The 10,741-nt window shown below is 68.2% G+C and carries 10 protein-coding genes; 2 read left to right on the forward strand and 8 right to left on the reverse strand.

What is annotated here, in order from left to right:
- Positions 1-69: 69 nt before the first annotated feature.
- Positions 70-1,491 carry an aminotransferase class V-fold PLP-dependent enzyme gene (locus tag VGR67_04350; GenBank protein ID HEV8335628.1) on the forward strand — a complete coding sequence of 474 codons (1,422 nt, stop codon included), beginning with the start codon at positions 70-72 and terminating at the stop codon, positions 1,489-1,491.
- Positions 1,492-1,889: 398 nt separating this feature from the next.
- A complete protein-coding gene (locus VGR67_04355; protein ID HEV8335629.1) occupies positions 1,890-4,523 on the forward strand; it encodes a M1 family aminopeptidase in 2,634 nt (877 codons plus the stop codon).
- A gap of 18 nt (positions 4,524-4,541) precedes the next feature.
- Here the strand turns inward: VGR67_04355 and VGR67_04360 are convergent, their stop codons facing one another.
- From VGR67_04360 to VGR67_04395, 8 genes are all read right to left on the reverse strand, one after another.
- Positions 4,542-5,291: a glycosyltransferase gene (locus VGR67_04360; protein ID HEV8335630.1), complete on the reverse strand. Its 750-nt coding sequence runs from the start codon at positions 5,289-5,291 to the stop codon at positions 4,542-4,544.
- On the reverse strand, positions 5,291-6,430 hold the full coding sequence (locus VGR67_04365; GenBank protein ID HEV8335631.1) for a MotA/TolQ/ExbB proton channel family protein: 1,140 nt from the start codon (positions 6,428-6,430) through the stop codon (positions 5,291-5,293). Before VGR67_04365 ends, VGR67_04360 begins: the two co-directional genes overlap by 1 nt.
- A gap of 18 nt (positions 6,431-6,448) precedes the next feature.
- On the reverse strand, positions 6,449-7,231 hold the full coding sequence (locus VGR67_04370) for an ABC transporter permease (GenBank protein ID HEV8335632.1): 783 nt from the start codon (positions 7,229-7,231) through the stop codon (positions 6,449-6,451).
- The gene (locus tag VGR67_04375) at positions 7,228-8,214 is read right to left on the reverse strand and encodes an ABC transporter ATP-binding protein (GenBank protein HEV8335633.1); all 987 of its coding nucleotides are present in this window, start codon (positions 8,212-8,214) and stop codon (positions 7,228-7,230) included. The genes VGR67_04370 and VGR67_04375 overlap by 4 nt, the downstream gene beginning before the upstream one ends.
- An 8-nt stretch (positions 8,215-8,222) precedes the next feature.
- Positions 8,223-8,666, reverse strand: coding sequence for a hypothetical protein (locus tag VGR67_04380; protein HEV8335634.1), 444 nt, complete (start codon positions 8,664-8,666; stop codon positions 8,223-8,225).
- Positions 8,667-8,843: 177 nt separating this feature from the next.
- Positions 8,844-9,662: an energy transducer TonB gene (locus VGR67_04385; protein HEV8335635.1), complete on the reverse strand. Its 819-nt coding sequence runs from the start codon at positions 9,660-9,662 to the stop codon at positions 8,844-8,846.
- 136 nt (positions 9,663-9,798) lie between these two features.
- Entirely contained in the window at positions 9,799-9,984 is a 186-nt protein-coding gene (locus tag VGR67_04390; GenBank protein ID HEV8335636.1) for a hypothetical protein, read from the reverse strand.
- A gap of 107 nt (positions 9,985-10,091) precedes the next feature.
- Positions 10,092-10,505: a hypothetical protein gene (locus VGR67_04395; protein ID HEV8335637.1), complete on the reverse strand. Its 414-nt coding sequence runs from the start codon at positions 10,503-10,505 to the stop codon at positions 10,092-10,094.
- Positions 10,506-10,741 lie beyond the last annotated feature (236 nt).

Consider the following 10,741-nt stretch of genomic DNA (forward strand, 5'->3'; position numbering starts at 1 on the left):
AGGGGCCCGGGCGGCGGCGCTCCGGGAGAATCACGCGGACCGCGCGACGCGATGGTAGAATGCGCGCCTATGCCCGTCCCGGACGATCCCGCGTGGCCCCTGGAGCCCGCTCCCGAAGCGCTGCGCCAGCTCATCGACGCGTGCGCGGCCTTCGTCGTGGAGCACGTGGAGTCGCTTCCGGCGCAGCCGTCCTTCGACGTCGACGGCGCGGCGGATGTCGCGGCCTCCTTTCGGGAGCCTGTCCCCGAGGCCGGGCACCGGATTAGCACGATCCTGGGCCGGCTCCGTCCCGCGGTCGCCAAGACCTTCACCACCGCCGGACCGGGATATCTCGCCTTCATCCCCGGCGGGGGAATCGTCGCCGCCGGCCTGGCCGATTTCATCGCCTGCGCGGTGAACCGCTTCGTCGGCGTCGCGGCCGCCGCTCCGGCGCTGGCCCAGATCGAAGCCACCGTCGTCGGGTGGCTGTCCTCGCTGATGGGATACCCGCCGGATGCCGCGGGGATCCTCACCTCGGGGGGCTCGATCTCGAACCTGACCGCCGTGGCCACGGCAAGGATCGCCAAGCTTCCGGAAGACTTCCTGTCGGGGACCCTCTACTTCTCCGAGGAGACGCACCTGTCGCTGGTGAAGGCGGCGCGAATCGCCGGATTCTCGGAGCGCAACCTGCGCTGGATTCCGGTCGACGAGCGCTTCCGGCTGGTTCCGGAGCGCCTCGAGGAGGAGATCCGAGCCGATCGATCCCGCGGCCTGCGCCCCTTCTTCGTCGTCGCGAACGTCGGGACGACCAACACGGGCGCGGTCGATCCGATTCCCGACATCCTGGAGATCGCCCGCCGGCACGACCTCTGGGTCCACGCCGACGCCGCCTACGGCGGCTTCTTCCGGCTGGTGCCGGGAGGCGAGAAGCTCATGCCGGGGATCGAACGGTGCGATTCGATCACCCTGGATCCGCACAAAGGGCTCTTCCTTCCATACGGCACCGGCTGCCTTTTGGTTCAGGATCCGCAGGCTCTGCGGAGGGCGCATCAGGGCGCGGCCGGGTACCTCCAGGACGTCGCCGCGGCGCTCGGGCAGGTGAACTTCACCGACATCTCGCCGGAGCTGTCGCGGGACTTCCGGGGACTGAGGGTGTGGCTTCCGATCCAGCTGCACGGCCTGAGCGCGTTTCGCGAGCAGCTCCAGGAGAAGCTCGAGCTCACGCAATGGGCCGGCCGCGAGCTGCGCGACGATCCCCTGTTCCACGTCCTCGACGAGCCGCAGCTCTCCATCGTCGCCTTCACCGCCGCCCCGCGCCGGGGGGATCCCGACGCCATCGGGGCCGAGATCCTGCGGCGCGTCAACGCGCGGAAGCGGGTGTTCCTTTCCAGCACGACGCTGGGGGGACGCTACGTGCTGCGCCTGTGCGTCCTGAGCTTCCGCACGCATCTCGAGCGGGTGAAGGACGCGGTGACGGGGCTGAAGGAGGAGGCGAGAAGAGTGGAGGCTTGAAGAACGAAAAGACCCGGAAGCTGCTTCGGCGCGTCGCGCCGCCTCGGATGACCAGTCCGGGGACTTCCGGGTTCGGTCGCCTGCCGGTATTCCCGAAGCGGGATCCAGCTATGGCTTGATGCAGGCCCGCCTAAGGTACAGGCACCTCACGGGTCTCAGATTTGATACTAGGTAAGCTCACTGGACCACCTCCTTCCTCGTGTTCCGCGAATATACTCCCGCCCCCTGCCTCCGGCAAGGAAAAATCGTTGGTCGGCCCGGCGCGAGCGCCCTTGAGCTGGCCGCCCCGCCTGGCGTTTCCCTCAGACTGCCGCCTTGACACCCCGCGGGAGCGGGTGGTAGCTTGCGCCGTTTCGCAACTCAGAGGCCCGGCGCTCTCCGACCTTCGGGAGATCTCCTTGAAACGAACCGGCCGCTCCGGGAAAACCCGGGCGACGTCGCCGCGCTCGATCCTCGCCCGGAGCGCGCTTCTCGCGGCCCTGGCTCTGTCGTCCCGGCCGGCGCTGGCCCAGAGCCTGGCGGGCGAGAAGCACCCGCGGTGGGACGAGCCGGGCATCTTCCGCCACTACCCGCGGGATCGCTCGATCGACGTCAAGCACATGGTCCTGGCCCTTTCCTTCGATGGGCCGAAGGGATGGGTCGGGGGCGACGTGACCTTCACCCTGTCGCCTCTCGCGGAGCCTCTGAGCACCGTGGCCCTCGACAGCGCGGACCTGCGCGTCAGCAAGGTTGCGTCTCCGGGGGCGCCCCTCGGCTTTCGATTGTCGGGAGAGCAGCTTCTCGTCGACCTGGGGAGGAGCGTGCCGCCCGGAGAGGAGGTGACCTTCACGGTGTCGTACGAGGCGAACCCCCGCCGCGGGCTTTTCTTCGTGGGGCCCGATCGCGCGTATCCCGAGAAGCCGCGCCTGATCTACTCGCAGGGCGAGGGGGAGGAAAACCACTGGTGGTTTCCCTGCTACGATTCCCCCAACGATCGCGCGACCTTCGAGCAATTCCTCACAGTGGCCGAGCCGCTCACCGCTCTCGGGAACGGGCGGCTCGTCGACGTGAAGGCGGGCCCGGGAGGAAAAAGGACCTTCCACTTCAAGCAGGAGGTCGCGGCGCCTTCCTACCTGATCTCCGTGGCGATCGGCGATTTCGACATCGTGCGGCAGGATTACGAGGGAATCCCGGTCGAGTACTACGTCCCCCGCGGCACGCCCCGCGAGGCGGTCCTGCACTCCTTCGGAGAGACCCCGGCCATGATGAAGTTCTTCTCCGAGAAGATCGGCGTCCGGTACCCGTACGCCAAGTACGCGCAGAGCGCGATCGTCGACTTCATCTACGGCGGCATGGAGAACATCAGCGCCACGACGCAGACGTTCGAGACGATCCACCCGGCGGAAGTGGAGAAAGAGGCGTCCAGCCGCGGCCTGGTGGCCCACGAGCTGGCGCATCAGTGGTGGGGGGATCTCCTGACGTGCCGGGACTGGGCACACGCCTGGCTGAACGAAGGCTTCGCCACCTACTTCGAGAATCTCTACCAGGAGCAGCGCGCCGGCCGGGAGGAGTTCGAATACGAGATGCTCCAGGACGCGCGGGCCTACCTGAAGGAGGATTCGGAGGAGTATCGCCGCCCGATCGTCCAGCCGGTCTACGCGGACGGCATGGATCTCTTCGACAGCCATCTCTACCCCAAGGGGGGATGGAGCCTGCACATGCTCCGCGGCATCGTGGGCGACGACCTTTTCTGGAAGGCGATACACCGCTACGCGGAGGAGCACCGCGACGGCCTGGTCGTCACGGACGATCTCCGGCGGGCGTTCGAGAGCGTCACGGGACAGAGTCTGGTCTGGTTCTTCGAGGAATGGTTCGATCACGGCGGGCATCCCGAGTACGCCCTCCGTCAGGAATGGGACGGACCGCAGAAGGCGATCCGCCTGACGGTGGAGCAGAAGCAGCAGGTGGACGACGTGACGCCCCTTTTCCGGATGCCGGTGAGAATCGAATTCATCGGGAAGGAGCAGACGCGGGAGTTCACGGTCACGGTGGCGCGGGCGACGGAGGAGTTCTCCTTTCCGTTTCCCGAGCCGCCCCGGATGACCCGCTTCGACGCCGGGGCGCGCATCCTGAAGACGCTCGAATTCGAGCGATCCCTGGAAGAGCTGAAGTACCAGCTCGAGCACGATCCCGACGTGGCCGGACGGACTTGGGCGGCGGAGCAGCTCGGCTCGCGAACCCTGGACGCGTCCGCCGCGCTGGGGCTCGCGGCGCGGCTGGAGCGGGAGGAATTCTGGGGCGTGCGGGCCGAGATCGCCAAGAGCCTCGGGAAGATCCGGCTTCCGCAGGCGCGCGACGCGCTGGTCCGGGCCTTGAGGGACGCCGACACCCGGGTGCGGGCGAGCGCCCTGGACGCCCTGGGGCGTTTCCGGGAGGATGCGTCCGCCGCCGCCGCGATCCGCTCCGCCTTCCGGCGGGAAACGAATCCCTTCGTGCGCTCCGCGGCGGCGAAAGCCTATTCCACCGGCCGCGCGCCGGACGCCTTCGCGCTGCTCAAGGAGGCCGCGGCCATCCCGTCCTACAAGGACGTGATCGCGGTCGGGGCCTACGAGGGGATGCAGGAGCTGGGGGATCCGCGCGCCCTGCCGCTCCTGGAGCAGGGCGCCCGCTACGGCCGCCCCCGGCGGCAGCGGGAGGCCGCGATCCGGGCGCTCGGAAAATTGGCGCGCGGCGAGGCGCAGCGCGACGTGGGCGATTTCCTGATGCCGCTCCTGCAGGATCCGTGGATATTCGCCCGGGACGCCGCGATCCAGGCGCTGGGCGACGCGCGGGAGGAGCGGGCGGTTCCGGCGCTCGCGGACGCGGCGCGCGGCGAGATCGATCCGCGCCTGCGCCGGCACGCCCGCAAGGCGGTCGCGGCGATCCGGAGCGCCAAAGCCGGGACCGCCTTGGAGGACTTGCGAGCGAGGATCGAGCAGCTCAAGGAGACGACCGAAAGCCTGCGCGAGCGGATGAACCGGCTCGAGGGAGAGAAAGGGAAGAGCCTGCCGTGAGCGGGCGCGCCGGGGGGGTCAACGAGGGGGATGGTACCAGTATTCCCGGGCGAACCGGTCGATCTTCTCGGGGGAGAAGAAATACCACCAGAAACTCCGGGCGATCAGCGTGAAGTAGTGCCAGTCGCCGTGGCTGTCGAACTTCCGCGCCGAGGCAATCGCTTTGGCGGCCGTCGCCCGCACCAGACCCTGTCGCCGCCGCTTTCCCAGGCGCCGGAGCTTGAGCAGGAAGCGGACGTCTTCGGCGTACAGCATGTCCTCGTCGTACCCGCCGACGGTCTCGAAGTCCTCCTTCCGGCAAAATACGACCCCCGTGTCCATGCGGGTGGTCCAGACCAGGATCATCAGCACGGCGTAGATGCCCGCGATTCCCGGCGACATTCGCTCCATCGTCGCGCCCGTCGCTCCGCCGACCGCTTCCGGCGAGGCGAGGGCCCGCTCGATCGCGCCGAACGTGTCGGGATGGATCCTGAAGTCGGCGTCCACGAAGGCGAGAATCTCCCCCCGCGCGACGGCGGCGCCGCCGTTGCGGGCGGCGCCGATGACGCGCTTCTCCACGCGGGCGACCCGACACCCCCGCCGGCGGGCCACTTCCGCGGTGCGGTCGCTCGAATCGTTGTCGGCGACGATCACCTCCACGCCCTCCGCGCCCGCGGCGTACCGCGCGCGGGCCGCGTCGACGGTGTCGAGAAGTCGCGGCAGGTAGGTCTCCTCGTTGTAAGCGGGGATGATGAGCGAAACGCGCGGGCGGCCGGGAAACGCGTTCATCACCGTCCTCCGGGACGGGCTGCCGCGGCGCCGCGGCTGACGATCGCGATCTTGTCGACGCCCGCCGCGCTCGCCTGATCCAGGATGCGGACCACCTGGGGATAATCCGCTCCCGGATCCGCCTCGAAGAAGAGAGGCTCTCCGGCCTTCCCCTGGAACGCCGACTTCAAGGCGCTCTCCAAAGAGCCGGGAAGAACCTCGCGGTCGTTCAGGTAGACCTGGTTGTCCGCCGTGACCCGCACGAAGACCCGATCCTTCTTTTCCTTCCCGGCCCCCGCTTCCGAGCGGACGACTTTGGAGATTCCGAGATCGAGCGCCGTCCGGGGGGGCGGCGTGATGACCATGAAGATGATCAGCAGCACCAGGACGACGTCCACCAGGGGGGTGACGTTGATCTCCGAGCGGATGGGAGTGGTGGAGATCCGCGCCCCTCCCGGAACGTGCCCGACTCCTTGCGCCAGGATGCGGCGGGTGGAGACGCCTCCCGGGGAAGCCAGCGCCTCGAGGAAGAAAGTCGAGAAGCGGCGGGCCCGGAACACGGCGAGATCGACCTTGTCGCTGATGAAGTTGTAGGCCCAGGTCGCGGGGATCGCCACGAAGAGTCCGAGGGCGGTGGTGATGAGCGCCTCGGCGATCCCCAGGGAGACGCCCGCCAGGCCCCCGCCGATCTTTCCCAGCGAGTCGAAGGCCCGGATGATCCCCAGCACCGTGCCGAGCAGGCCGACGAAAGGGGCCGTCGCCGAGATCGTGCCGATGATGGGAAGGCCCCGGCGCAGGTCGAGGTTCAGCCGGGCGAGCTGCCGGTCGACGCTCCACCGGGCGAGCAGAAGGCGGCGGTTGATCTCCCATTCCGCCAGCCCGCCGGCCTCGAAGTCGATGCCGCTTTCGCGGACCATCTCCGATTCGGGACACATCGAGCAGCGCTCGGCCAGAGGGACGACCTCCGTGAGGATGCCGCTCTGCAGCGCCGCCTGGGCCAGGGGAACGAACCGATCGGTATCACGGCGGGCGATCCACAGCCCGGCGGTCCGCTCCACCACGATGGCGATCGACGCCAGCGACATCATCCCCAGGAGGAGAATCACCGCCTGCGCCGGGACGCCGAGGGTGGCCCAGAATCGCATCAGCTCGGAGGACACGGGCCGCCGCTCCCTATCTCATTTCCGGAGCCGGTAGCCGGAGCGCAGCATCTGGAGGCAGACGCCGAAGAGGAGCGCGGTGACGATCGACAGCGCCGCGAGGCTCCATCCGGGGTCCACGTCGGAGACTCCGAGGAACCCGTACCGGAGCGCGTTGATCATGTACAGCAGGGGATTGATGAGAGAGACGTTGCGCCAGAAAGGGGGCAGGGTGTCGATCGAGTAGAAGACTCCGCCGAGATAGGTCAGCGGCGTGATGATGAAGGTCGGGAACAGCGCCAGGTCGTCGAATTTCTCCGCCCAGATTCCGGCGGTCACGCCGGCCAGGGAGAACAACGCCGCCGAGAGCAGCGCCACCAGGATCAGGTAGAGCGGATGGGCGAAGGGAGGCGGGCCGAAGAGGCAGGCGGCCGCCAGGATGCACGTTCCCACCAGCAGTCCCCGGAACATCCCGCCGAGCATGTAGCCGGCGATGATCTCGGCGTGCCCGATCGGCGCCATCAGGATGTCCACGATGTTCCCCTCGAACTTCGAGATCATCAGCGAGGAGGAGGGGTTCTGGAAGGAGTTGTTCACCAGTCCCATCATCACGAGGCCGGGGATCAGGAAATGGAGGTAGCTGTGGCCGTGGAAGGAGCCGAACCGGCTCCCCAGCGAGAACCCGAAGATGAAGAGGTAGAGCAACGCCGAGATGACGGGCGCCAGCAGCGTCTGGTTGATGACGATGAAGAAGCGGTGGACCTCGCGGAAGAAGAGGGTCCGAAACGGCAGGGGGAGGAAGCCTCCGGCCAGGGCGCTCATGGGGCGCTTCCCGCGGCGATCTGCCCGGCGGCATCCGGCTGGAGCTTCTCGTCGGTGAGCTGGAGGAAGACGTCCTCCAGGCCGGCTCCTTCCACCTGCAGATCGGCGAAGGCGATTTGGCCTCGCCCCAGGAGCTCGAACAGCCGCTGGAGCGATCCGTCGCCCCGGTCCACCCGCAGCATGGCGCTCGTGCCGTCCGCCGAAAGGGAGGCGCCCATCTCCGCGAGCGGCGCCGGAAGGCGGGGCTGCGGGGAGGCGAATTCCAGCGTGACCTTGCGGTGCTGGATCTGGCGCATGAGGGCGTCCTTGCTATCCAGGGCCACGAAGACGCCGCGATGGATGATTCCGACCCGCTCGCACAGCTCCTCCGCCTCGTCCAGGTAGTGGGTGGTCAGCACGACCGTCGTGCCGGCGGCGTGGACCTGGCGCACCAGGCTCCAGAGAGACCGCCGCAGCGCCACGTCCACCCCCGCCGTCGGCTCGTCCAGGATCAGGATCGGCGGCCGGTGGACCATCGCCTTCGCCACGAGCAGGCGCCGTTTCATGCCGCCGGAGAGCTGCCGGATCGTCTTCCCTTCGTGCTCCTTCAACTCGAGGCGATCGAGCAGCTCCTCGATCCACGGGCCGTTGCCCGTCACCCCGTAGTAACCGGACTGGATCTTCAGCGTCTGCCGCACGGTGAAGAAGTGATCGTAGACCAGCTCCTGGGGGACGGCCCCGAGGAGCGCCCGCGTGATCCGGTAGTCGCGATCCACGTCGTAGCCGAAGATCCGGACTTCGCCGGCGTCGCGCCGGACGAGGCCGGTGAGGAGGTTAATCAGGGTCGACTTTCCGGCCCCGTTCGGCCCGAGAAGCCCGAAGAGCTCCCCCCGGGGAATCGACAGGGTGATGCCGTCCAGCGCGCGAACCGCGCCGTAGCTCTTGGTCGCGCTCCGCACTTCGATGGCGGGGACCGGAGGATCGGGAATGGCGATTTTCTTCACTCGATCGATCAGCCCTTGGACTTCTTGCCGGATCCCGCCGCCGGCGGCTCGCCGGTCCGCGTTCCGGAGAAGGTGTAGTTCACGACGTTGCCGTCGGTCTTGGTCCAGGTCATCTGGCCGCTCACTGTGTCGCCGCTGACCTCGCCATGCCAGTGGATCTTCCCTTCCTTCTTGCTCTCCGTGTCGGCCATGAAGTGGTTCCCCTCCACCTTGTAGGAGGCCGGGCCGAAGCCGTAGGGATCGCATCCGGGGGAGTGAAACTTGCCGCCCTTGAGGATCAGCGTGTCATCCGATTCCTTCTCTCCCTTGGCGGCGGCGTCGGCATCGGGCGTGATCTTCACTTTCCAGACTCCCTCGGCGCCCGACCTGTCTTTGGCGAAGATCGCCGGCGCGGCGGCCGTGGCGGCCAGGACGAGGATCACAACTGCGAGCGCGAGAATCCTATTCCGCATGTCGATTTTCCTCCTCGAAGGGTTGAGAACGGAGGAAGTCTATCGAGGCGGGTGAGGCGAGTCAAAGCCCCGGTGCGGGCCCGCGCGGCGCTCACGAGTCATTCCGGCGCCTTGGGAGGACGTGCGGCTGAAACACTCCGGCGCGGCATTCCCGCGGGGAAGGGCCACTCCGGCCGGTCAGCGCGCCAGGGCGAAGTCCACGATCACGGTGAAATAGACGGCGACGGGACGATCTTGCTGGGTTCCGGGCCGATAGCGCCAGCGCGCCACCGCGGCGCTGGCGGCTTCGCCGAAGCCGACGTGAGGCGGAGTCTCCCGCAAGATCCTCACCGAGGCGACGGTCCCGTCGATCTGGACGATCGCTTCCAGGATCACCCGGCCCGAAACTCCAGCCCGCCGCGCCAGCTCCGGATAGCGGGGGAGGACCTTCGAAGATTCGATCAGGACGGGCTCGGTGACGTCTCCGATGCCGGGCCGCCGGATGGGATCGAGATCGGCCTCTTCGCCGCGGATCCCCGGACCGACGCCCAAGGAGCCGTCGGGATCGCAGCCCTCCCCGGCGCAAAGGGCGCCGCGTCGGCCGCCGGCCTCTCCGTCGAGCGCTCCGGCCGGATCGCCCTGAGGGCTCGTCCCGTCCGAGGTCTCCTGGACCGGACCGGAGGGTGAATCGGCAGGGGGCTGGCTCGAAGCATCCGGCATCTCACGCGGCGGCTCGAGGCGGCGCGTCTCGGCGGGAGGCTGCGACGCGGGGGAGGGGGATGAAGGATGAGGGCGACCGAGCTTCGGCGCCGGACCCCCACCCGTGGAGAGAGGCAAGAAAAACACCGGCGCGATGAGAGGACGCATCTTCGGAAACGCGATCGGGGGGAGCGTCAGGCAGGAAGCCAGGACCAGGCTCACGACTGCCGAGCCATGGAGCAGCAGCGAGAGGCCCGTCAAGGCGGCGCCGAGAGGATCGAGCCGAGGGGATCGAGACGCGGGAAGCCGGTCGAACATCGCGGCACCCTCCAGGGCGACGGATGATGCGACGCGACTTGATCTCCCCTGGCGATCAAATCTACAGCGAAGCGCCAGGAAGCGGGAGGAAAGATGGCGTTCGGTGCTGCAGGGGAGCCGCGAGGCGGCTCGCCTCCTAGCGGCGCTGCTCCCGCCAGAGCCAGCCGGCAAGGGTCGCGCTGATCAGGGCGCCCGGGACGCTGGCCCACAGCGGAATCACCCTCCCTGCTGCGACGATCTCCACGCGATAGAGAAGGCGAAGGAGATGCGCCACCGAAACGAGGGAGAGAAGCAAGACAGATAGCCCGGCGGCCGGCTTCATGGTTGACCCTCCACCCACTGGCAGGCTCCCGGCCCCTGCCGTGACATGCCGACTCCCGTACGAGCCAGAGCCCAAGTCCATCTCTTACGCCGCCAGGGGTCTATCCTTCACGCTTCCAGGGCGCCGGCCGCCGCCTCGTAGGCCGACGGCTTGACCCACAGGATCGCCCCGAACCGGCCGGCTCCGCCGCACACCGCGTCCAGAGCGGTGATGTTGATCTGCGCCTCCGAGAGCCGCCCGACGATTTCCGCGACCGCTCCCGGCCGGTCGGCCCCGTCGACCAGGAAGCAACGCTTCCTCTCGCTGAGGGAGATTCCGGCCTGGCGGGCGGCGGCGAGGAATCTGTCGCTGTCGGAAGGAACGAAATCGATCTGGGTCTTGCCCCCCGAAACGGGGAAGGCCGAAAAGGCCAGCAGGCTCACGCCCGCCTCCTGCAGACTCTTCAAGAGGCGGTGTCCCTCTCCCGGAAGATCGGGGACGGTGGTGTAGAAGTAATCGATCCGACGAGCCGTATCGGTCATGCTCCACCTCGAAGGTCGGAACGTGAGCGGCCCGCTCGAACGGCGCGGGCTCCGCAATCACCGGTCCGCAGCCAGTCCCGAAAGGCCGGCGGCCGGCTAGTGTCGCGTCTCAAAAATCATGTTACATTCGGCCCCCGATCCATCCCGGCTCGCCGCGTTGCGCCTCGCTTGCGTACCGCCTTGGGTACGCGACGCTCTGGCGCGCCTTGCGATCCGGGCGCCTCGGCGACCTCGGT

Source organism: Candidatus Polarisedimenticolia bacterium, from assembly GCA_036004685.1.
Lineage (GTDB): Bacteria > Acidobacteriota > Polarisedimenticolia > Gp22-AA2 > AA152 > DASYRE01.

Coding starts and splice junctions, on each gene's coding strand:
- VGR67_04370 (HEV8335632.1), bottom strand. CDS start 7,231: ATGAGCGCCCTGGCCGGAGGCTTCCTCCCCCTGCCGTTTCGGACCCTC.
- VGR67_04350 (HEV8335628.1), top strand. CDS start 70: ATGCCCGTCCCGGACGATCCCGCGTGGCCCCTGGAGCCCGCTCCCGAA.
- VGR67_04390 (HEV8335636.1), bottom strand. CDS start 9,984: ATGAAGCCGGCCGCCGGGCTATCTGTCTTGCTTCTCTCCCTCGTTTCG.
- VGR67_04380 (HEV8335634.1), bottom strand. CDS start 8,666: ATGCGGAATAGGATTCTCGCGCTCGCAGTTGTGATCCTCGTCCTGGCC.
- VGR67_04395 (HEV8335637.1), bottom strand. CDS start 10,505: ATGACCGATACGGCTCGTCGGATCGATTACTTCTACACCACCGTCCCC.
- VGR67_04360 (HEV8335630.1), bottom strand. CDS start 5,291: ATGAACGCGTTTCCCGGCCGCCCGCGCGTTTCGCTCATCATCCCCGCT.
- VGR67_04385 (HEV8335635.1), bottom strand. CDS start 9,662: ATGTTCGACCGGCTTCCCGCGTCTCGATCCCCTCGGCTCGATCCTCTC.